20 protein-coding genes and 5 pseudogenes are annotated in these 23323 nt (G+C 40.0%); 4 read left to right on the forward strand and 21 right to left on the reverse strand.

What is annotated here, in order from left to right; translation table 11 throughout:
• Positions 1–56: 56 nt before the first annotated feature.
• The 16 genes and pseudogenes from MHH90_RS08885 to mecA form a co-directional block, all read right to left on the reverse strand.
• Positions 57–1325 (reverse strand): peptidase, encoded by a 1269-nt coding sequence (locus MHH90_RS08885; protein ID WP_011225384.1) that lies wholly within the window; start codon positions 1323–1325, stop codon positions 57–59.
• 228 nt (positions 1326–1553) lie between these two features.
• Positions 1554–2531, reverse strand: coding sequence for a tRNA dihydrouridine synthase DusB (dusB, locus tag MHH90_RS08890; protein ID WP_011680674.1), 978 nt, complete (start codon positions 2529–2531; stop codon positions 1554–1556).
• Complete coding sequence (gene hslO / locus MHH90_RS08895; RefSeq protein ID WP_024704163.1) at positions 2524–3390, reverse strand: Hsp33 family molecular chaperone HslO; 867 nt, start codon at positions 3388–3390, stop codon at positions 2524–2526. Before hslO ends, dusB begins: the two co-directional genes overlap by 8 nt.
• 80 nt (positions 3391–3470) lie before the next feature.
• Complete coding sequence (locus tag MHH90_RS08900) at positions 3471–3833, reverse strand: hypothetical protein (protein WP_014727303.1); 363 nt, start codon at positions 3831–3833, stop codon at positions 3471–3473.
• Positions 3834–3946: 113 nt separating this feature from the next.
• Positions 3947–4885 (reverse strand): annotated as a pseudogene (locus MHH90_RS08905) (ABC transporter ATP-binding protein).
• Between the two features lies 1 nt (position 4886).
• A pseudogene (locus MHH90_RS08910) lies at positions 4887–5929 on the reverse strand (ABC transporter ATP-binding protein).
• Positions 5930–5942: 13 nt separating this feature from the next.
• A pseudogene (locus tag MHH90_RS08915) lies at positions 5943–6977 on the reverse strand (ABC transporter permease).
• Between the two features lie 10 nt (positions 6978–6987).
• Positions 6988–7206, reverse strand: a pseudogene (locus MHH90_RS08920) (ABC transporter permease subunit); the annotation flags it as partial.
• A gap of 1 nt (position 7207) precedes the next feature.
• Positions 7208–8220: pseudogene (locus MHH90_RS08925) on the reverse strand (peptide ABC transporter substrate-binding protein); the annotation flags it as partial.
• Between the two features lie 283 nt (positions 8221–8503).
• Positions 8504–9922: a Fe-S cluster assembly protein SufB gene (gene sufB / locus MHH90_RS08930; RefSeq protein ID WP_002947647.1), complete on the reverse strand. Its 1419-nt coding sequence runs from the start codon at positions 9920–9922 to the stop codon at positions 8504–8506.
• A 79-nt stretch (positions 9923–10001) separates the two neighbouring features.
• Positions 10002–10436: a Fe-S cluster assembly sulfur transfer protein SufU gene (gene sufU / locus MHH90_RS08935; RefSeq protein ID WP_014607895.1), complete on the reverse strand. Its 435-nt coding sequence runs from the start codon at positions 10434–10436 to the stop codon at positions 10002–10004.
• Positions 10423–11655 (reverse strand): cysteine desulfurase, encoded by a 1233-nt coding sequence (locus MHH90_RS08940; RefSeq protein ID WP_167401409.1) that lies wholly within the window; start codon positions 11653–11655, stop codon positions 10423–10425. The genes sufU and MHH90_RS08940 overlap by 14 nt, the downstream gene beginning before the upstream one ends.
• 53 nt (positions 11656–11708) lie before the next feature.
• Positions 11709–12971 carry a Fe-S cluster assembly protein SufD gene (gene sufD, locus MHH90_RS08945; RefSeq protein ID WP_011680669.1) on the reverse strand — a complete coding sequence of 421 codons (1263 nt, stop codon included), beginning with the start codon at positions 12969–12971 and terminating at the stop codon, positions 11709–11711.
• A 36-nt stretch (positions 12972–13007) separates the two neighbouring features.
• Complete coding sequence (sufC, locus tag MHH90_RS08950) at positions 13008–13778, reverse strand: Fe-S cluster assembly ATPase SufC (protein WP_002947634.1); 771 nt, start codon at positions 13776–13778, stop codon at positions 13008–13010.
• Between the two features lie 160 nt (positions 13779–13938).
• Positions 13939–15096, reverse strand: a complete 1158-nt coding sequence (locus MHH90_RS08955; protein ID WP_014621088.1) for a glycosyltransferase family 4 protein — start codon at positions 15094–15096, stop codon at positions 13939–13941.
• Positions 15097–15099: 3 nt separating this feature from the next.
• Positions 15100–15849: an adaptor protein MecA gene (gene mecA, locus MHH90_RS08960; protein ID WP_011680667.1), complete on the reverse strand. Its 750-nt coding sequence runs from the start codon at positions 15847–15849 to the stop codon at positions 15100–15102.
• Positions 15850–16132: 283 nt separating this feature from the next.
• Here mecA and MHH90_RS08965 point away from each other — a divergent pair, with 283 nt between their 5' ends.
• Positions 16133–16423, forward strand: a complete 291-nt coding sequence (locus tag MHH90_RS08965; protein WP_223899616.1) for a DUF3021 family protein — start codon at positions 16133–16135, stop codon at positions 16421–16423.
• 51 nt (positions 16424–16474) lie between these two features.
• On the opposite strand, the gene MHH90_RS08970 is transcribed toward MHH90_RS08965, so the two are convergent.
• Positions 16475–17329 (reverse strand): undecaprenyl-diphosphate phosphatase, encoded by an 855-nt coding sequence (locus MHH90_RS08970; RefSeq protein ID WP_011680666.1) that lies wholly within the window; start codon positions 17327–17329, stop codon positions 16475–16477.
• 202 nt (positions 17330–17531) lie between these two features.
• Between MHH90_RS08970 and MHH90_RS08975 the strand changes: the two genes are divergently transcribed.
• Positions 17532–19082 (forward strand): ABC transporter substrate-binding protein/permease, encoded by a 1551-nt coding sequence (locus MHH90_RS08975; RefSeq protein WP_011680665.1) that lies wholly within the window; start codon positions 17532–17534, stop codon positions 19080–19082.
• The gene (locus MHH90_RS08980; RefSeq protein ID WP_002949253.1) at positions 19082–19822 is read left to right on the forward strand and encodes an amino acid ABC transporter ATP-binding protein; all 741 of its coding nucleotides are present in this window, start codon (positions 19082–19084) and stop codon (positions 19820–19822) included. Before MHH90_RS08975 ends, MHH90_RS08980 begins: the two co-directional genes overlap by 1 nt.
• Positions 19823–19908: 86 nt before the next feature.
• Here MHH90_RS08980 and MHH90_RS08985 read toward each other — a convergent pair whose 3' ends face one another.
• Both MHH90_RS08985 and MHH90_RS08990 read right to left on the reverse strand, forming a co-directional pair.
• Positions 19909–20016 (reverse strand): LPXTG cell wall anchor domain-containing protein, encoded by a 108-nt coding sequence (locus MHH90_RS08985; protein WP_081247985.1) that lies wholly within the window; start codon positions 20014–20016, stop codon positions 19909–19911.
• Between the two features lie 86 nt (positions 20017–20102).
• Entirely contained in the window at positions 20103–20273 is a 171-nt protein-coding gene (locus MHH90_RS08990) for a hypothetical protein (protein WP_011680664.1), read from the reverse strand.
• A gap of 568 nt (positions 20274–20841) precedes the next feature.
• Here MHH90_RS08990 and MHH90_RS08995 point away from each other — a divergent pair.
• Positions 20842–21423 (forward strand): VanZ family protein, encoded by a 582-nt coding sequence (locus MHH90_RS08995; RefSeq protein ID WP_011225359.1) that lies wholly within the window; start codon positions 20842–20844, stop codon positions 21421–21423.
• Between the two features lie 229 nt (positions 21424–21652).
• On the opposite strand, the gene rpsO is transcribed toward MHH90_RS08995, so the two are convergent.
• Both rpsO and MHH90_RS09005 read right to left on the reverse strand, forming a co-directional pair.
• A complete protein-coding gene (gene rpsO / locus MHH90_RS09000) occupies positions 21653–21922 on the reverse strand; it encodes a 30S ribosomal protein S15 (protein ID WP_002949247.1) in 270 nt (89 codons plus the stop codon).
• A gap of 148 nt (positions 21923–22070) precedes the next feature.
• The gene (locus MHH90_RS09005) at positions 22071–23234 is read right to left on the reverse strand and encodes an MFS transporter (RefSeq protein ID WP_011680662.1); all 1164 of its coding nucleotides are present in this window, start codon (positions 23232–23234) and stop codon (positions 22071–22073) included.
• Between the last annotated feature and the right edge of the window lie 89 nt (positions 23235–23323).

The raw sequence follows: 23323 nt of genomic DNA on the forward strand, positions 1-23323 counted from the left end.
TTTGCAAGGAAAAATAAAAAGTCCAACCGCAGCTAGACTTAAAAATGATAATAGGTTTAAGATACTGCCCGTGTCTCTTCCTTCCAAAAACAGGTATAACCTATATTAAATACCGCCAAGAAAGCCAAGAGAGTCCATGACCAAGTAGCACCCAAGGACTGGTTTAAGGCCAAAATCACAGCTGCACCCAGGGGTACAGTCGCTGTGACAATGGTTGAAAAGATACTAAAGACAGCGTTCTGTCGCTCTTCGACAATGGAGAAGATGACGATGGTATCTGATTTTGGATTGGAAATGGCTGTCGCATAAGAAGAAAGAAAAAGCAAGGTAAAGAGGACAATGGGATTGTGCCATACAAAGATACTGATAATCATCAACAATGCTAGACTATTCTCAAAAAGCAGGTTGGACCTAATGGACCACTTGCGGTAAAAGTCGAACGGAAAAAGTGATCCTAAAAAGAAAGCAACCAATTCAATAGACTCAAAGACTGTGATAGTCACAGCATAAGACCCCAACTGCAACTCCTTGACCGATAAGAGATAAATCATCAACAGGGTGGCCATGGCTGACGAGAGCAGGTTCATACTAGAGTAAATCATGACCAAATTAAAAATAGAGGACTGGGATTTGAGAAAGGTGAAATTAGTTATGGTGTCCCTGACAAACTGACAAATCAGGGCTTTTAAGGATTCTGCTTGTTGTTCTTTGGACTCAGGTATTGGTTCATCAAGATGGTCAAAAAGTTTTCGCCCTCGTCGCAAGACCAGATAAGAAGCCAAGAAAACCAAAACATTAATCAAGGCAAACAAGAAATAGTTATGAGCCAGCAGGGCAATGAGCATGACACCCACGCTCTTTCCCGCTAAGGTGACGATATTAGACATTCCCTTACGAAAAGAGATGGCTAAGGAAAAATTCTCCTCATCTACCACCCGACGATTGAGGGAAAGATTGAGATAGGCAGTGTAATTACCAATAATATCACTCATAAAGTTGATGGCTAGGACCAAGACGAAGACCCACCAACTAGGTTTAAGCAAGGTTAACACCCCAAAAAAGACATATAGACTCATCTGCAACCAGCGTACCAATTTCATGGCCTTAAAGCTATTTGACGCTCGATCAGAGACATAACCCACAATAAAATCAAAAACATAGGGAAGCGAGGTAATCAAACTCGCCAACCCCACCGCCAATTCTGGATTAGGGAAGGTAGCCGCATAGAGAACCGAAACCAAGTCAAACAAGGTGGTCCCAAAGATACCTAACAAGATGGATAGGGTCAAAACCCTATAAGGCTTGTGTTGTAAAAAAAGCTGCATTTAAACCTCCTGATGGGGGAGAAATAGATTAAACATAAATTGATACTCATGAGTTACATCTCTCTCCTCATTATTAGAATAATAATCATAAATACGTAATCGATTCTTTTCTCTTAACTCGAATATTGAAGAATTAGACAGCTGTCTCATCGCTTTATTCGTCAGATTACAAGCAATTTATTATATATGAGCCCTGTTAGAGTACATACTAACAGAGCTCTTTCTATTTCATCGTAAAGTCGCAAAGATTTCTTTGACCTGAGCAACAGACTCGGCACGCGAGACTTCGCCACGAACCTTAGCTGCTCCTGCTGTTCCACGAAGATAGTGTGGAGCAAGACCACGGAATTCACGGACAGCAATCATCTCACCTTTAAGGTCTACCAAACGTTTGAGGTGATCTTCAGCAATGTCCAGCTTCTTATCAAACGGAAGATCTGGCAACTCCTCTCCCGTTTCGAAGAAGTGATTGATTTGCGTGAAGATGTATGGATTATTCATGGCTGCACGACCCACCATAACGGCATCTACGCCAAGTTCTTCAATCATGAGTTTAGCGTCTTGAACGTTACGCACATCTCCATTTCCGATAAATGGAATCTTAGTAATAGCTTTAGCAACACGAGCCAGCGTCTCGTGGTCACAGTGACCAGTATACATTTGTTCACGGGTACGACCGTGCATGGCAAGAGCAGAAACACCTGCAGACTCAGCTGCAAGAGCGTTTTCCACAGCCAAATCACTGTCTGACCATCCCGTACGCATCTTAACGGTCAAGGGAATATCAAGCACTGACGTTACTTCCTTGACAATGTGGTAAATCTTGTCTGGATCCTTGAGCCACTTGGCACCCGCTTCATTTTTGACTACCTTATTGACCGGACAACCCATATTGATATCAACGATATCAGCCTTGGTATTGGTCTGAATAAAATCAGCTGCACGCTTCAAGCCCTCAGCATCACCACCGAAAAGCTGGATAGACATTGGATGTTCATTCTCATCAATATGAAGCATGTGGAGGGTTTTCTCATTATTGTAGAGGAGACCTTTTTCAGAAATCATCTCCATCACCACAAGACCAGCACCAAACTCTTTTGCAATAGTACGGAAGGCAGAGTTGGTCACGCCTGCCATAGGAGCTAGGACTGTTCGGTGAGGGATCTCTACATTTCCAATCATAAAGGATGAATTAAGTTTAGTCATTGATGAGTTCCTCCAAGTCAGCTTCTGAAAATTCATACTTAGTTTGGCAGAATTGACAGACGATTTCAGCCCCATGGTCCTCGTCTTTCATAGCTTGAAGTTCATCCTTACCAAGCGTCAAGAGGGCATTTTCAAAGCGTTCACGTGAGCAATCGCACTCAAAGCTAAGCTCCTCTTCAGACAAGCGTTTGAAAGGCTCATCCCCATAAATGGCATTCAAGAGCGCTTCAATATGGTCATCAGACTCCAAAAGTGTTGAAATGGCTGGCATCTCTTGGATGCGTTTTTCGTAACGAGCGATTTCTTCCTCGCTAGCTCCTGGTAAGACCTGAAGCATGAAACCACCAGCAACCTTGACCTTATCCTCTTTGTCAAGAAGTACATTAAGACCAACAGCAGATGGTGTTTGCTCAGACTCTGTCAAATAGTAGGCAAAGTCTTCACCGATTTCACCAGAAATAAGCGGTGTTGATGACGTGTAAGGATTACCAGTTCCATAATCGATGATTGAGACAAATTGTCCTTGCCCCATGAAAGGACCTACTAAAACTTCACCAGTCGCTGTTTTCTTGATGTCTACACCTGGATTTTGGATGTAGCCCTTAACATGTCCTTTGGTATCAGCTACAGAGATGATATGACCAAAAGAGCCGTTTCCGATAACCTTAACTGTAATTTTGCTATCACCCTTTTGGTTAGCAGCCAAGATTTGATTGGCAATAAGGGTACGCCCCAAAGCAACTGTTGATGACGATAATGTATTGTGTTTTTCTTGTGCAGTTCTGACCGTTTCAGTACTATCAAGAACATAAGCACGGAAAGAACCTGATTCTGAAATTGTTTTAATTAATTTATCCATAGTGTTTCCATTATAACACAAAAAAGAGGATGGAAAAGTCATAAACGCTTGGCATTTCCTCTCCCACTCTCTCTAGCAAATTACCATAAAAATTCAGACAGTTTTTCCCTCAAACTTGCTAGTTGCCTATTGTCAAAATGATGCTTTTGCCTTATTACAGGTGATAAATTCTCCAAATACTCAATATAGATGCTGACAAGGAGATTATAGTCAATAGTCGTCAAGCGTTTGAGTTGACTATGAATGAAGGCTGTCACCTGATCATACTTTTCCTGAATTAACAAATCATCAATGTAAACATTTCCATCAACAGTCTGCCCTTGATCGTCTCCCACCTGACCTAAATCAATATCCAGAGTCTCAAATTTAAAAGCCTTGATGACGACATTAGCTGTCCCTCGAATCTGATTGAGTAGCCAGTCACTGTTGTTGTATACTCCCATATTAGTCCCCTTTCACTATTGCTCTATCACCCTTATCATACTGTTTTGCCTCTGGATTGTAAACGCTTACTAATCAAAAGGAGGTGACTAGAGAATCACCACCTTTTTACAGTTTAATTAGACTTGGTTTCTTCTTTATAATTTTTAGCCTCTGCTTCTGTAGCATAAACAAAATGCCCTGGTCGGATTTCATACATTTGTCTATTTTCCCCATCATTTTCAATAGAGGAATCGTAAATCAAATGCTGACGCTTACGCTCTCTTTCTGGATCTGGTTCTGGAATTGCAGATAATAGACTCTTTGTATAAGGATGAATCGGGTTATGATAGATCTCATCTGCTGGTCCTACTTCAAGAAGTTTACCCCAATGCATTACACCAATACGATCGGATATATATTTAACCATCGATAGGTCATGGGCAATAAACAAATAAGTTAACCCCTGTTCATGTTGCAACTTCTGCATCAAATTAACCACTTGTGCTTGAATAGAAACATCCAAAGCAGAAATCGGTTCGTCTGCTACAATAAAATGAGGATTAACCGCTAAAGCACGCGCAATACCAATCCCTTGACGTTGACCACCAGAAAACTAATGAGGATATCTTGATAGGTGATCTTCATTTAACCCTACCAAATCAATGAGTTCTTTAACCTTAGCTTAACACTCTTCCTTAGATTTAGCCAATTTATGAATATCAATGCCTTCAGCAATAATATCACGGATTTTCATGCGTCCATTAAGACTAGATTGAGGATCTTGAAAAATCATCTGAGCTGTCTTACGGAAATCATGAAGATCTTTCCCTTTTAAACTTGATATCTCATTACCTGAAAAGGTAACAGTACCCGAATCAATATCAGAAAGTTTTAAAACAGATCGCCCAATGGTTGTTTTACCTGATCCAGATTCTCCAACTAGTCCAAAAATTTCGCCCTCATAGATATCAAAGCTAACGTCATCAATAGCCTCAACCTCGTTTGATTTTCCTTTATTAAAAGTTAGAGACACATTTTTTAGTTCTACTAACTTTTTACGTTCTTGTGTCATCTTATTTCTCCTTCATCTTTGACCATTTTTCCCATCGTTTCAATATTGGCGAAGGAGGGGTTACTTTAGGAGCTAGTTCATCTAAGAGCCATGTTGCTGCAAAATGCGTATCTGATACTTTAAACATTGGCGGTTCTTCCTGATAATCAATATCTAAAGCAAAGACATTTCGAGCAGCAAAGGCATCACCTTTAGGAGGATAAAGCCAATCTGGAGGAGTTCCTGGAATAGCTTCTAGGCTACCAGATTCTGTTTCTATTGTAGGCATAGAGTTAAGAAGTCCCCATGTGTATGGGTGTTGCGGATTATAGAAAACCTCATCCACAGTCCCATATTCCACAATTTTACCGCAAACATAACTGCTACACGATCAGCCATCCCAGTGACAACACCCAAGTCATGATTAATAAAAATAATGGATAAATCACGCTCTTCTTGGATTTTTTTCATCAGACGAAGAATTTGTGCTTGAATCGTAACATCTAAAGCTGTAGTAGGCTCGTCAGCAATCAAAATTTCAGGAGCTGCAGCTAGAGCAATGGCAATTACTGCTCTGTGAAGCATTCCTCCTGACCATTGGTGAGGGTAGTCATTTATATGTTCTTCGTCATTAGGTATCCCAACATCTTTCATTAATTGTAAAGCCATTATCTAAGGCTTCTTTCTGATATAATTTGGTATGAAACATAATAGGCTCAGCAATTTGGCGCCCAATTTTCATAGTAGGGTCAAGACTGGTCATAGGATCTTGAAAAATCATAGCAATATCATTTCCACGAACTTTAACCCAATCTTCCTCCCTTAAGGCTTGCATATCGCGCCCTTTAAAGGTAATGTCTCCAGTTACCTTAGCGTTTTTTTGTCTGATAGACCCATTAGCGTCCTTGTCGTTACAGATTTTCCTGAACCAGACTCACCAACAATTGCCAGTGTCTCACCTTTTTTCAAGTCAAAATTGACATCACGAATCGCTTTTACATCTCCAGCGTAAGTATGAAAATTAACATGGAGATTTTTTACACTTAAAATCGTTTCTTTCATTATTATTACGCTCCTGTTAGTTTTCTTTGTTAGATTTAAGGTCAAATGCATCACGCAAGCCGTCCTCCCCTAAAAGAATGAAGGCAAGAGAGACAAAAACAAGAGCCAAGGCAGAAATAAGCACCTGATAAGAGTAGTATTGAAGATTCTCAGAAGCATCCGTAATCAACGAACCTAAAGAAATTATTGGTGGCTTAACCCCCAAATTGATAGCTGATAGAACCGCCTCGTACATAATAGCACTTGGAACGGTCATCATAATTTGAACAATAATGATACCTGAAATATTTGGCAAAACATGTTAAAAAGCTATCTTGAATTTATTTTCACCCAAAGCGCGTGAGGCTAAAACAAATTCACGTTCTCGGTAGGATAGGGTCAAATTACGGACTTGACGCGCCATAGACGTCCATCCGACAATGGCAATTGAGATAATGATTGACAAACACACCACTACCCAAGAGAAGCCCTAACATCGTTACTATGACCAAGTTAGGGATAGATGAGATGACCTCAATAACACGTTGCATGAAGAGGTCAATTTTTCCACCTAAGAAACCTGACACCAGACCATATGTTACTCCAATAATCAAATCAATTAAAGTAGCAACGATGGCAATTAAGAGAGAAATACGTATACCAACAATCACACGTTTTGCTAAGTTACGTCCTAGATTGTCAGTTCCCAAAATAAATTTATCGTCTTTTGGAACTGATTGATCAGAGTACACATCATTAGGCTCCTTATTACCTGAAAAGACAATACTACCATTCTAGAATGGTAGGCTATCTGATAGTTTAGGTGGTAAATTACGATATGTCTTAACTTCATCACCATTAAAATTATTAGCATCCTTGGCATTAACAAAGAAATTTGATCCAATTGAAAAGACCAGTAGAATTGCTAAAAACCAAAGTGATATGGTCGCCAATTTATTTTTTTCAGACGTCTCCAAACATCTTGTGTAAAAGAGAGAGTCGGTTTTTCAATTTTTTCTTGTGATTCAGTATTTCCAGCACCAACAAGGTTGACTAGTTGTTTTTCTTCCATAATACTCTCCTTAATTCAGACGGACACGTGGATCCACAAAACTAGTAATGATATCTGTCAATAGGATAGCTACCATAAGCATAACGGCATAAACGATAGTGGTTCCCATAATGACAGGATAATCTTTTGTTGGAATGGAGGTAACAAACTGTTGGCCAATCCCAGGAATTGAGAAAATCTGCTCTATAAGTGCTGAACCGGTTAGAATATTAGCAGCCATTGGACCGATCTGGAACTGAGCCTGTATCAACCGCAGCTTCGACAATACCTTTACGGTCGGTAGCAAGGTTGAGAGCTTGACGGATTTTAAAATTATCTAGACCTTTAACTTTACCAGTTTCATTATAAGTCATATAACTTGTTGTTGCTTCTGGAACTGTAACAACATCTTTGTTCTTTTTATTTGAGTTAAAGATTGCTGACGTACTTGAAATGCTTGCAAAGTCAAGTTGACCTTGTTTATACATTTGGACAGCAGTATCAGGTTTTTTAACCGTTTGAATATTGATTGTCTTTGTTTTGACGTGCTTTGCATCCCAATAATTGTTATTTTTGACAAGTTTGAAGCCACCACTTGTACCATTCCAATTTTCAACCTTGAAAGGTCCAGAATAAATTTGTTTGTCAGACTTCGTTCCATATTGTTTTCCAGTCTTTTCTACAAATTCCTTATGTTGTGGAACAAAGTTTGAGAATGACAAAAGACTTTTGAATTGTGGAGAAGGATTTGACAAGGTAAAGATAACTATATTTCCCTCAGCCTTAACACCCAATTCATCAACGCTCTTATTACCAGCAATAATGTCTGCAACATTAACAAGGTGAGAATCTGAAGCGAGGTAAGCATACTCAGAAGCTGTAGCAGGATCAACCATACGTTGCCAAGTATAGACAAAGTCCTCAGCAGTAATCTTAGTACCATCTGAATAATTCAAGCCATCTCTAAGAGTCACTGTATAAGTCAAACCATCGGATGACACATCAACTTTTTAGCCAAATCAGGTTGTAACTTCCCATTTTTATCAACACGAAGTAAGTTACTTTCTGAGTTCCCAAGCGCCAAGGCTAAATAGTGATCTGAATTTTTTAGAAATATCAAGGGTCAATATTTCAGTAGGGGTGTACCAGTTATTTCATCTTTACTTGAGGTTGATTTTGAGCCACAAGCAGCAAGAAGTGTTGCAGAAGCCAAAGCAATTACTCCAACAGCTACAATACTCTTAAAGTTACGTTTCTTAATCATAATTATAAGAGGCCTCCTCCAATCAAAAATTTACTTTCGTGTATATTTATACCTTAAAATAGTCTAAAGTAAAGACATAATTCTTAATAATTCGACAATTCAGTTATTTTGTCTCGAAAAAGACTCGAAATATCCAAAAAATGACGCATCTGTAGCTCTTGTCCACTACACATAAACGTTTTACAATCAATCCAAACAAAAAAGGCTAAGAAGTATATCTTAACCTTATAGTATTTTGAACCAATTTCTCAGTTTACTCTGTATTTTTACACAAACTTACTGCTTACCCAACTGATCCTTCCATTTCATAGCTAATCAAGCGGTTAAGCTCAACAGCATATTCCATTGGAAGTTCTTTGGTAAATGGTTCCACAAATCCCATGACAATCATTTCAGTTGCTTCTTGTTCTGAAAGTCCACGGCTCATGAGGTAGTAGAGCTGTTCTTCAGAAATCTTAGAAACTTTAGCTTCGTGTTCAAGCGCAACTTGTGAATTGTGGATTTCGTTGAATGGGATAGTATCTGATTTAGATAAGTCATCCATCAAGATGGTGTCACATTCGATGTGAGATACTGATTTCTTGGAATCCTTGTTGAAGGTTACTTGTCCACGATAGTCAACCTTACCACCATTACGAGCAATTGATTTAGAAACAATAGATGATGATGTATGCGGTGCATTGTGAATCATCTTAGCCCCTGTATCTTGGTGTTGACCAGCATTAGCAAAGGCAATTGAAAGCATGGTACCACGTGCACCTTCACCATCAAGGTAAACAGATGGATACTTCATGGTTACTTCAGCACCCAGGTTACCATCAATCCACTCAACAGTTGCGTTTTTCTTAGCCGTAGCACGTTTAGTTACCAAGTTGTAGACGTTATCTGACCAGTTTTGAATAGTTGAGTAGCGCATGTAGGCACCATCAAGTGCAAAGATTTCAACGATGGCCGCATGAAGGCTTGCCGTTGTGTATGTAGGCGCTGTACATCCTTCAACATAGTGAACGCTGGCACCTTCATCAACAATGATAAGAGTACGTTCAAATTGAGCAGTTGCTTCGTTGTTAATACGGAAGTAGGTTTGAAGCGGAATATCTACCTTAACGCCTTTTGGTACATAAATAAAGGTACCACCTGACCAGAAGGCAGAGTTAAGGGCCGCAAATTTGTTATCTGTTGGCGGAACCAGTTTTGAGAAGTACTTCTTAAAGAGTTCTGGATGCTCTTTAAGTGCTGAATCTGTATCTGTAAAGATAATACCCAACTTGTCATACTCTTCTTTCATATTGTGGTAAACCACTTCTGACTCATACTGAGCTGAGGCTCCAGCAAGATAGGCACGTTCTGCTTCTGGAATACCAATACGTTCAAAAGTTTCCTTGATTTTCTCAGGAACATCTTCCCAGTCACGAGCAGGTTTGTCTGATGCCTTTTGGAAATAAGTCAGATCATCAAAGTTAATACCAGAAAGGTCTGGCCCCCACTCTTGCATAGCCATTTTGTTAAAGGTTTCCAATGATTTCAAGCGGAATTCAAGCATCCACTCAGGCTCCTCTTTTTCAGCAGACATGGCACGGACCACGTCTTCACTGATTCCTTTTCCTGTTGAAAAGACTGGTGTCACATCATCACGGAAACCGTATTTATATTCCCCAAGATCAATGGGTTTTGGTTCTACTTTTTCATTTGTTTCAGTCATAGTATTTTCCTTTATCAAAGGTTTGATTAATTTGCTTTATTTAAGACTTGAGCAAGGAAGATAATTACTCCATTGCTTCCTAGAACTCACTTCTCTCTATAGCCATTTTAAGGGCATTCCAAGAGAGCGTTGCACATTTGATACGTTGTGGAAATTTAGAAACCCCCGCCAAAAGCTTGGCCTCACCTAACTTATCCTCATCCACTTTATGATTTCCTTGAATCATAAGAGAGAAAATTTCTGCTAGTTCTAAAGCCTCTGCCTTAGTTTTACCGATAACCGCATCCGTCATCATACTTGATGAGGCTGTTGAAATGGTACAACCATCACCAGCAAAGGCGATGTCTTCAATCATATCACCATCAAACTTAACTGACAGATTGATAACATCTCCACATGTCGGATTATTCAGTTGAAGTTGCTCCACATTAGGTAGAACACCGTGATGATGAGGGCTCTTAGAGTGATCCGCCACAACAGCCATATATAAACTATCTAGTCTAGAGAGTGCCATTGAAAAACTCCTTCGTCGCAAGAATTGCCTCTACAAGCTTGTCACAATCCTCTTTGGTATTGTAAATGTAGAAACTTGCACGGGCAGCCGATGAAATACCTAAATGATTAATTAAAGGTTGAGCACAGTGGTGACCCGCACGAACCGCCACCCCTTCATAGTCAAGGGCAGTCGCCACATCATGAGGATGAAGTCCATTAATATTAAAGGCGATAACACCCGCATGTTTGCCAGAATCTTCTGGCCCATATACCGTCAATCCCTCAATCGCTTGAAGCTTAGGCAAGACATAGTCTACCAACTCTTGCTCATAAGCATGAACATTTTCCATACCTAAAGCAGAGAGGTAGTCCACAGCAGTACCTAGTGCAATAGCTCCCGCAATGTTAGGTGTGCCAGCCTCAAATTTCCAAGGCAGTTCCTTCCAAGTGGCTTCTTGTTCATAAACGAAATCAATCATCTCACCACCAAATTCGATAGGATTCATCTGGTTGAGAATCTCTTCTTTTCCATAGAGAACCCCAATCCCTGTTGGGCCTAACATCTTATGTCCAGAAAGGATAAAGAAATCACAATCCAAATCCTGAACATCAATAGCCATGTGAGGTGCAGATTGGGCACCATCCACTACCATATAGGCGCCAACTCGGTGGGCCATTTGTGCAATCTCTTTAACAGGATTGATGCAACCTAAAACGTTAGAAACATGAGCCAGACTGACAAATTTTGTCTTTTCACTAATCTTATTGGCCAAGTCTTCCATATCCAACTGACCATCTTTCAAGTAGGCATAAACAAGTTTAGCCCCCGCCTTCTTACAAGCTTCCTGCCAAGGGATGATATTAGAGTGGTGTTCCATAATTGAAATAACCACCTCATCTCCTGGCTCAAGAACCTGCTCTGCAAAACGACCAACCCAGTTAAGACCAGTTGTCGTTCCACGTGTAAAGAGAATCTCTTTAGTTGATTTGGCACTAATAAACTGGCGAATTTTTTCACGACTAGCTTCGTAAGCAGCTGTGGCACGCTCTGCCAAAGTGTGCACGCCACGGTGCACATTAGCATTCTCCTCACGATAGTAGGCCATGAGGGTGTCCAAAACTACTTGAGGTTTCTGAGTCGTCGCTGCATTATCCAAGTATACCAAAGGTTCATCATTGACTACCTGATCTAAGATGGCAAAATCTTGTCGAATCTTATAGGCATCTAGAGCTGACATCTTATCTCCCTATCTAGATATATAATCGGTTAGACTATCTGCGTTGATAGTCCCTAACGTTTGTTTAGTTTTGTATCAGTTACAGAAATCATCTCGTCACGCACTTCCTTAACTGGGATTTCAGTGATAACTGCTCCCAAGAAACCGCGAATAACCAAGCGTTCTGCAGTCTCTTGATCAAGTCCACGACTCATGAGGTAGTACATATCCTCTGGATCCACCTGACCGATTGAAGCAGCGTGTCCTGCTGTAACTTCATTTTCATCAATCAAAAGTATTGGGTTAGCGTCTGAACGGGCCTTATCAGAAAGCATAAGAACGCGGCTTTCTTGTTGTGCATCGGCACCCTTAGCACCCTTGACAATGTGACCAATACCATTGAAAGTCAAGGTACCACGCTCCAAGATAACGCCATGTTGTAAGATATGTCCCACAGAGTTGTTACCATAGTTAGTCACACGAGTATCAATCCCCTGAACTTGGCGACCTGATGACAGACCAATAACTTTAAGATTGGCATGACTTCCATTGCCAATCAAGTCGCTATCAAAGTCAGCAATAACATTACCCTCGTTCATGATTCCGAGAGCCCAGTCAATGCTTGCATCACGACCAATACGACCACGACGGCTGATATAAGTTGTGACATTTTCACCTAAACGGTCAATAGCCGCAAACTTAACTTGAGCACCGTCTTGTGCAATAACTTCCACAGAAATGTTGGCACTAGCTTTTTCAGTAGATTCACCTAGCGTTTCAAAACGCTCAAGATAAGTCAATTTACTGTTTTTACCCGCTACAATCAAAACATGTTTGTTAAATGGAACAGATGAATCGCCATCTTGGTAGAAATAGCTCTCAACTGGCAAGTCAATTTCAACATTATCTGGTACATAAAGGACTGCTGCACTATTGAAATAGGCATAGTTATAGGCTGCTAATTTGTCCTCATCGTAGGCTACAGCCTTACCAAAGAAGGATTCAACGACTTCTGGGATTTCTTCAAGAGCTGTTGCAAGGTCTGTGAAGACAAGACCTTGATTAATCAAGTCAGATGGCAATTGTTCAAGGACAGTATTTGTTCCTACTTGAACCAATTTAGGATTGTTTCCAAGCGCTGTAAAGTCAGGCACATTTGCTGATGATTCATTTTCAGCAATCGTTCCATCGCCTAGATTCCAACGGTGGAATTTAACACGCTCAATTTTCGGAAGAGCCAAACCGTCAAGCTTATCAAACGCTGCTTGACGAAGGTCTTGCAACCAGAGTGGCTCTGCTTTTGCTTGTGAAAAAGCGATAATAGATTCTTTTGACATAGGTTACTCCTTTTCTAGTTATTTCGAGTAACAGACTTAGGCTTCTTCGTGGTACTCGTAACCGAGCTCTTCAGCGATTTTCGCATAACCTTCTTGCTCAAGACGGGCAGCCAATTCAGGACCACCTGAAAGAACCACTTGACCTTCCATCATTACGTGTACAACATCTGGAGTGATGTAGTTCAAGAGACGTTGGTAGTGAGTGATAATCATAGCACCAAAGCCTTCGCCACGCATAGCGTTAACCCCTTTTGAAACCACTTTAAGAGCATCAATATCAAGACCTGAGTCAATCTCATCAAGAAGAGCAAACTTAGGTTCCAACATAAGCAACTGAAGAATTTCGTTACGTTTCTTCTCACCACCTGAGAAACCTTCGTTAAGGTAACGCTCAGCCATTTCTTCACGCATACCAAGTAATTCCATCTTTTCATCCAATTTAGTGATGAAATCAAGGACAGAAATCTTTTCATCATCTTCTTTACCAGCATTCATAGCCGCACGGATAAACTCAGCATTTGTAATCCCTGGGATTTCAGCTGGGTATTGCATAGCAAGAAAAAGACCTAGGCGTGCACGTTCATCAACTTCTAAGTCGAGGATGCTTTCACCATCAAAAAGGATGTCTCCTTCTGTGATTTCATAATTTGGGTTACCCATGATAGCAGCCGAAAGGGTAGATTTACCAGTTCCGTTAGGACCCATAATAGCAGCAATCTCACCAGTTTTAAGAGTCAAATTAAGCCCCTTCAAGATTTCTTTATCTTCAACAGAAACATGAAGATTTTTGATTTCAAGTACAGACATTGTATACCCCTTTTCCATATATACAGCGAGCATGTGCTCGCTAATTGCATTATTTTTTTGAAAATAGCAAAACTATTTTCCGGAAAATAAAAAGAGAACTTCCATTTTCCTTAATTAGAATCATTATAACAAAAAAGCCATTGCTTGGCTTTTCAAATGTTTATTTTTTTCGACCTTGCTTCCATTTCAACATGATTGCTTGACGATAATTACTGTTCCCGATAAATTTCAGGAAGTTAAAGAGAGGTGTTCGACCAATGCCCCAAATCTCGAGCCCTTCAATCAGAATTTCCATCCCTAAAAGTAGACTCAAGAGCAGAAGGATACCACCAAGACGACTGGAAACATTCAACAAGAGGGCAATCAATGAAAAGAGAGTAGCGATGGCATAAACCACCAGAACTGCTCCTCGATGAGTGAACCCCATAGCTAAAAGGCGATGATGCAAGTGCATCTTGTCAGCCTCCATGGCTGGGCGCCCTGACAACTTACGGCGGACAATAGCCACCACCGTATCAGTAATAGGCACCCCCAGGATAATAACAGGCGACAAAATAGCTACTGCTGTCGCATTTTTCAGCCCTTGCAATGACAAGACACCTATCATAAAGCCAATAAAGAGCGCCCCTGTATCACCTAGATAGATAATCGCTGGATGATAATTGTAAGGGAAAAAGCCTATAATGGCAGCCACTAAGACAAAGATGGTCAAGTTCAAGAAAATATCAGTATCATAGAGGAAGAAATAAGAAATCACCCCCATGGTCATCAGGGAAATGATAGAAACTCCTCCAACCAATCCATCCAAACCATCAATCAGATTAATGGCATTGGTGATAGCAGCAATCCACAACACTGTTAGAATCAAGGTCAAGACTGGACCAAACTGAATCACGGGACCGCCAAAAGGTATCTTAAAGCTATCAAATCGAAAATCCGTAAAAGCCCAAACAATGACAGCCCCGATAACAATACCGAGCATCTTAGGCAAAGGTTTTAATTCAAAGATATCATCAATGAAACCTGTCAATACCACAATAGCACCACCCACAGCAACCGGTAGGATGTATCTAAAATAAGAAATATGCCAGACATCCTTCTGAATAATCATAGGCATAAATACCAAGGTCGCCAGTACAAAAGCCAAGAAAATAGCTAGACCACCAGCACTCGGCATTGGCTTTTTATTGATACGTCTTGCATTTGGATTATCAACTGCTCCGACTCGAAAGGCCAAAGAGCGAACCAGTGGGGTTCCCACAATGGCAATCAAAAAGGTCCCAATCAAGACAAAAATATAATTAATGGTCCAAGGCATGTCCTAGCTCCATTTCGTTGCTTGTAATACCGGTAAGGCGTCCTCTTCCATCAAGATTGTTGCATGCTCTTGTAGATAGGGACGTGTTCGGTCTGCCACATTCGCATATTCAAGAAAACGCGCATACATATTGTTCGCGTAATAATCAGGCTCATCAGCCAAGTAAAGAAGGATAGTCATATAGTAGACATCACCAAGTTTATAAAATTCAGAACCCTCCACTGACACATTCTTCAAACCTTGCGCAAAGGTCACTACTTGATCAAAGTCAGAGAAAGCCAAGACATAGTGAGTATAATCTTCACGAATAGTTTCCTCAGCCACTTCCTTAGCCGGCTCTGTCATAGTCTCATCAACCTCTTTCAAGGTCTTATCATGCTCTTCGAGCTTATGGTGGGCTTCAATATCTCCCTTATCCATAAAGTTATCTTCAAGAGCTTTGAGGAATTCTTCTGGAGAAAGTCCTGAATAGTCTTCCATATCTGACAAATCATTGAAATCAAGGTCTTCCTTAAGATCTGATTTAGTCACAAAAACATCCACACGATCCTTTCGTGGCGTGACACGGAAGCTCAACATCCCACTATTTTTAAAGTTATCAGGCAAGTCCAACTCATCCATGACAGTATAGAAAAATTCCTCTGTTTTTTCCTGGGGAATCAAGAAATCTTTCAGCTCCATACCATGTTCTTCAAGATCTTCCATGGTAATCATGATTTTTAGAGTTGTCTCGCTTATTTGTTTCATTTCCATATGTAAAAACCTCGCACGAGTAGTTATTTCATTATACTAGAAAAACAAAGAGATATCAATTTCTGAACAAGTTTAGATCTTATTTTAGGAAGCTTTTTTTAAAATTCTCTAATACTAGCAAAGACTTGAATTTTCCTATTTATAGCTGTCAGCTATCCTAGAAAAGAGTAAAATAAAAGTGGATATATAGTTGTAGGTAACAACCATGACTGCCTATAAAAAAGGATGACTTCGAACTAGCAATACTGTAAGAATAACGAGTTTTTTGACGCTCTTTCTCTACTTGTCAGGAAAACCTTATCAAGTAAACAAATCTACCTTTCTTACAGGATTAATCCTTGCCACTATACTGGCAACTGCACCCATTTACGACGATAATCATTTGACATTCAGACAACAATCACTCCTCCACTTCTCGATCTTGTATGTTACCATCCTTCCAATCCTCTGTTTTTCCGGATGGCATCCCTTGCATAATGATTGTAGACTTATTGAAAATCCTTTCCGGTTTCCTAACTTGCGGACTAGTTCTTTAGACACTAGCTTATCTTATCTTTGGAAAACTTCTCAATAACTAATCTCTAAACCAGATAAAAAGGACTTCAATCGAAATCCTTTCAATTTTTTATCCAAAAATAAGTTTGACAGCTCCATAGAAAAGCACAATGATACCGAGTACGATACGGTATTTTCCAAAAACAGTGAAATCGTGTTTCTTAATATAGTTCATCAAGAAGCGAATCACAAATAGGCTGACAAGAAAGGCTGTCACACTAGCTACCAATAGAATGGCCGCTTGTCCACCAGTCAAGGTGTTCCCATCAATAAAATACTTAACTGCCTTAAGCCCACTATAACCAAACATCGTTGGAATAGCAAGGAAGAAGGTAAAGTCAGCTGCTACGCTACGACTAGTACCAACGATGATTCCCCCAAGAATAGTAGCACCTGAACGACTAGTCCCTGGAATGATACTCAAGACTTGGAAAAGACCAATATAGAAAGCGGTCTTGTAAGACATACGTGCCAAGTCCGTTACCTTAGGCTCTACACGTCGATTGCGGTCCTCAATCCAAATAAAGGCAATCCCGTAGACCACCAACATGATAGCTACTACAAAGAAATTACTGAGGTGGGCCTCCATCCAATCATCTAAAAGAAGACCAAAGAAGGCTGAGGGAATACAAGCAATGACCACCTTGAGCCAAAGTTGCCAAGTCAACTGCACTTCACGTGCTGTTTTACCAGGTTGAAAGGGATTCAAACGTTTAAAGTAAATGACCATAACTGCTAAAATAGCCCCAAGCTGGATAACGATATTAAACATATCAATGAAATCTTTACTTTGTCTTAAGTTCAAGAATTCATTAACCAAGATCAAATGACCTGTTGATGAGATGGGTAACCACTCAGTTATCCCTTCGACAATCCCAAGAAAGACTGCCTTTAGTAATTCAATAATATACTGTGCCGTTTGCATTATTATCTCCGTTTTTAAATGTTAGACTTATCACATCAATAGTGAATAAGACTCCAAATCATACTCCCCATTATATCAAATTAGCAACTGTATTTAAAGACAATCCTGATATACAGTTTTTTCTAGCATCACCTTATTGTCATCAGTCTCAATTTCCTGTAAAATAGTAAGGAATGACATTTTTATAGGAGACATTGTTTCAATGAAAAAAATTATTGTAGCCTGCTTTGCGGCTCTCCTCCTCGTTTTTGGCGGAGTATCAAGCGCTCAAGCAGACGAGTATCTCCGTGTTGGTATGGAAGCTGCCTATGCACCTTTCAACTGGACACAGGATGATAACTCAAACGGAGCCATTCCAATAGAAGGTACTAAACAGTATGCCAACGGTTATGACGTGCAAATCGCTAAAAAAATCGCTGAAGCTCAAGGTAAGAAACCCTTGGTGGTCAAAACAGCTTGGACAGGTTTGATTCCTGCCCTCACTTCTGGCAAGATTGATATGATTATCGCAGGTATGAGTCCAACAGCTGAACGTCGTCAAGAAATTGACTTTTCAGATAGCTACTACCGTAGTGAACCTGTTATAGTTGTTAGCTCTGATGGCAATTACGCCAAGGCTAAGAGCGTCAAGGATTTCAAGAATGCTAAAATCACAGCTCAACAAGGAGTTTACCTCTACAACTTGATTGATCAGATTCCAAATGTGAACAAACAAACTGCCATGGGGGACTTCGGTGCGATGCGGCAAGCCCTTGCATCTGGTATCATCGATGGTTATGTCTCAGAGCGACCAGAAGCACGCACTGCTGAAAAGGCTAGCTCAAAATATAAGATGATTTCACTTAAAGATGGCGGCTTCCAGGTATCAGACGATGATGTTTCCTTGGCTGTCGGTCTTCGTAAAGGAGACAACCAGCAAATGGAACAAGTCAATAAGGTTCTTGCTGGTATCAGCCAAGAAAAGCGTGTCAAACTGATGGATCACATCATTGACATTCAACCTGCAGATAAGACTGATGAAGCTAAAAAAGGAAACTTCTTTAGCCAAGTGACTACTATTATTGCTAAAAACTGGCCACAATTCTTGCGTGGTACAGCAATGACACTTCTTATCTCCATTATCGGTACTGTTGTCGGAACTTTTATCGGTCTTATGATTGGTGTTTACCGTACAGCTCCTAAGGCTGCTAATAAATTTGTAGCCTTGCTCCAAAAAATCTTCGGTTGGTTTCTTAACGTTTATATCGAAGTTTTCCGTGGTACACCAATGATTGTACAATCTATGGTTATCTATTACGGTACTGCCCAAGCTTTTGGCATCAATATTGACCGTACACTGGCAGCTATATTCATTGTTTCTATTAACACCGGAGCCTACATGAGTGAAATTGTTCGTGGTGGTATCTTCGCTGTTGATAAGGGGCAATTCGAAGCTGCTACTGCTCTTGGTTTTACCCACGGTCAAACCATGCGCAAGATTGTTCTTCCACAGGTTATCCGTAACATCTTGCCAGCCACTGGTAATGAGTTCGTCATTAATATTAAAGATACCTCTGTGTTGAATGTTATCTCTGTCGTGGAACTTTACTTCGCAGGTAACACTGTTGCAACCCAAACTTACCAATACTTCCAAACATTCTTTGTTATTGCAGCAATCTACTTTGTTCTTACTTTCACAGTAACTCGCATCTTGCGTTATGTAGAACGCCGTTTGGATCAAGATACTTACACACAAGGAGGAGGGGTTCACTAATGACTGAGACGATTTTAGAAATCAAAAACCTCAAAAAATCATACGGAAAAAACGAAGTTCTCAAAGATATCTCCCTCAGTGTCAAAAAGGGGGAGGTTATCTCAATTATTGGTTCTTCAGGTTCAGGAAAATCAACCTTCCTTCGCTCTATTAACCTACTCGAATCACCTTCAGGTGGTGAAATCCTCTATCATGGGGATAACGTCCTTGAAAAAGGTTATGATCTCACTACCTATCGTGAGAGACTCGGTATGGTGTTCCAATCCTTCAACCTCTTTGAAAACCTTAATGTCTTGGAAAATGCTATCGTAGCTCAAACAACTGTTCTCAAACGTGACCGTAAAGAAGCCGAGAGTATCGCCAAAGCTAACTTAGAGAAAGTTGGTATGGGGGAACAATACTGGAAAGCTAAACCAAAACAACTTTCAGGGGGCCAAAAACAACGTGTGGCGATTGCTCGTGCCCTCTCTGTTGACCCAGAAGCCATCCTCTTTGACGAGCCAACTTCAGCCCTTGACCCAGAAATGGTAGGGGAAGTACTCAAGACCATGCAGGAGCTATCTGGAACCGGGTTGACCATGATTATCGTTACCCATGAAATGGAGTTCGCACGCGATGTTTCAGACCGTGTCATCTTCATGGATAAAGGGGTAATCGCTGAACAAGGTAGCCCAGAACAAATCTTTGAAAATCCTAAAGAAGAACGTACCAAGGAATTCCTCAAACGTTTCTTGGGTTAAAAACGAAAAAGTTAAGGTTTCGGCCTTAACTTTTTTAGATTCTCTGATATAAGAAACGGCAACTGCCATTTTTTGTCTCTATTTGCTTAGTTACGACGTGTACGTCTGTCAACAAAACCAAGAAAGGCCAATAGTGTCATAAAAAGACCTAAAAAGGCAAGTCCTACTACAGTTACCTCACCTGTTTCTGGCAAGCTGTATACTTCTTGAACAGGTACTTGTTTTTCAGCGTTTGTTTGAGTGGCTTTTTCTTGTGTTGTGAGAGCGACAACTTTACCATCTACATTATAAATTTGTCTGCTACATCTTTGGAAGTTTTTTCTGCTGATTGAGCGGTCGCTACTGCTGTCTTAGCTTCGTTAGCTTCATTTTCAGCGATGGATACTTGACCTTGAGCTACAGCAATAGCTTCTAGACTTGCTTCATCGGCTGCTGTTTGTGCCTTTTGCAAGTTAGCATCTGCAGTCGCTAAGTTTGCTTTAGCATGATTGATAGTCTCTTCGTGATCAGCGACTACTAACTCTTGATGCGATACCGATTGACTTACAGCATTGCTTGTTCCCTAGCCGTTTCTACTTGTGATTGAGTTGGGATAGCTTGTGTAGCTGTCTATAATACTGATGCTGTTGTTAAGACTTGATCATTTGTCGTTACCTCATCAGCTTTAGCAACTGAAGCAGAAACTGCAAGTGCTGCAATTCCAGCTGTCGTCAAAACCCTTTTTATTCATAAGACGAACTACTTTTTTTATTAAAAATCACTACTATACAATAATATTTTAACAGTATTAAGGCAGGATATTATCTTCTAATTTTTAAAATTTAATTATTTTATAAGGTTTCATAGCCTGCTTACAAAAATTGTTAGTCAAAAGTAGAATTGCTGTTTCAAAGTCCCTTTTTAGCCTTTGATTTTGCCCTACCCACCTATTCTATAAAATCTTCGTTACAGTTTCTTAACTTTCTTTAAACATTTTTTTGATATAATGTGTACTCATCATATGCAAAAGGAAGGGAAAAGTGGAAAAAGTATTGAGTAACATCCTACTAAGAATCATCTCACTTGGCTTGTCTTACTGGTTTTACAGAGGACATCTGGAACAATATGTTCATTATATCGCCCATTACGGTCCCTACTTCCAAGTTTTCCTAAACCTAGTCATTATTATTTTATTAGGGTACTTCGTCTACGCTTTTTTGAAACTCCTTCTCACTAGGAAAATAAAAAAACAAACACTTCTCCTACTTTACTTCATTTATTTTCTTTCTCTCTTTTACCTACTTTTCTTGAAAAACATCGGCATCCAAGGGATATCCCTTAATCCTCTTTCCTTCGCTCAGGAACTACACTGGGGCAGCCACTTTGTTCCCATCATGAACCTATTAATGTTCATCCCCCTAGGACTCCTCTTTTCTTCCCGAATGAGTAATCTCCTACTCTGTCTCATCGCCCTTTTCTCCGTCGAATCCATCCAATACTTTGGACATCTTGGAATATTTGATTTAGGAGATATCGTCTTAAATATGTTAGGTCTCCTTGTCGGGACTGCAATTCATCAACTCCCTCAGTTTCAAACATTAATCAAAAAAATTTTAACATAGAAAAGCCTCCAGAACTTAAATCTGGAGGTTCCGTTAGGGCACTTTTTTAGATGAATACAAAAAAATTAAACGAGGACGTCTTATAGGTTCGGAATAAAAGACAAAATAATAGCTTTCTGAATCCAGCTAGCTGTTTTGAACTTGGGCTAAAATCCTAATCAAAAATAAAAACTGCTCCATCATGGAGCAGTTTCAATTTCGTTCATTCAAGATACAAAGCTATCTTGAATTAACGACGAAGTCCAAGTGAGCTGATCAACTCACGGTAACGGTTAACGTCTTTGCGACGAAGGTATGCCAACAAGTTACGACGGTGACCGATTTTTTTCATCAAACCACGGTAAGTAGCGTGGTCTTTTTTGTGTTGTTTGATATGGTCGTTAAGGTGGTTGATTTCCCAAGTAAGGACAGCAACTTGAACCTCTACTGAACCAGTGTCACCTTCGTGACGTGCGTATTGTGCAATGATTTCATTTTTTTTCTCTTTTGAGATTGCCATGTTTTTTCTCCTTTTTTTGCTCCATCCGAGTCTTAGGATTGGCTCTCCTAAAACCAAGAAAGAGTTGGTTTGTCTTTACGACCTCTCTATTCTAGCTTATCTACTAATCTTTGTCAATCGTCAAATTCACTGTTTGAGACTTTCTAACTTAGGGTTTTTTGACCATTCTTGAATTCAGAAGGAAGCCTAAGAAAAGTAGAAAACTAACTATAGCATAAGCTAGGAAAATCCAACTAAAACTTGAAGAGACCAGTGCCAGCAATTTCAAAACATAAGGGGATACGGCTGAGCCTAGGTTGCATCCTAAGAGAACATAAGCCGTCGCCTTATTCAGCAAATTTCTAGCAATACATTCAGAAAGACGATGAAAGATAAAGGTCAAAATAATACTGTAAAAGAAACCAACACCAACAGAAGACAAAATCAATGTCAGCAAGTTGTTAGCCAGAGCTATTCCAAATAGACAGATAGATAGGCAAAGCAGGGCCATCGGCAAGAGACGGTTCTTAATGTGAGCTAGCAATGAAGCAAAGCTAAGTCCAGCTGCAATCCCAATTCCCTGCTCCAAACTAAGTACCAGAGCTGATTCCCCACCTACAATGGTCTTACCATCAACTTGAAAAAGAGGCACGCGCAAACTAATCGATGAATTAATGCAAATCACAAAACCTGACAAGAGGGCCATGCCTAAAATCATAGCAAAATCTTTTTTATTCAAACCTTGTTTACTTTTTTGTATCTCTTTCTTCTCTATCTGCTCCATCGGTGGTACAAAGAGAAGGTACATTGCTAGGATGATAAAACCAAAACCGTAGATAAGAAAAGCAAGTGTCCAATGAATTTTCAGTAATTGTCCAACCAAAAGGGAACATGATGCCCCACCAATCAATTCCACGGAACCTCTAATTCCAAGCATCTGAATCCTCTCTTTGCCCTGGTAACGCTGACTAATGATAGAAATAGCCTTGGCATTGATGAAACCGATACCCATTCCAAAAACAAGACGAGACAGTAAAACAAGTGGATACCATTGTACAAAGAAAGGAAAAATTCCAGCACTACTTAGTAAAATTAAACCTGTCATAATCAATTGCCTGTCATTTAACCATTTGTCAACAAAAGGATTAAGTAAGAGCATAGCCACTACGGAAAAAGAAGGGACAGACACCAAAAGCTCGACTTGAGAAGCATTATATGTTGGACTATAGTAGTCCAACATAGGTGGTAGAGCGGTTGAAATCGAGAAGGCTGAAATCAAAAGCAAAGATAGCCCGAGTAGGCTCATTTTTTCTAAAATCTTTGTCATAATCATAATATAGGGATAAGAGCATCCTTTCTTTACTTGTCTGATAGTTATTTTTTCATTATAATCTAAGAAGAGCTAAAAAAATAGGACCTAAG

Origin of the sequence: Streptococcus sp. FSL E2-3488, from assembly GCF_038003585.1 — a bacterium.
In the GTDB taxonomy this organism is placed as follows: Bacteria; Bacillota; Bacilli; order Lactobacillales; family Streptococcaceae; genus Streptococcus; species Streptococcus thermophilus.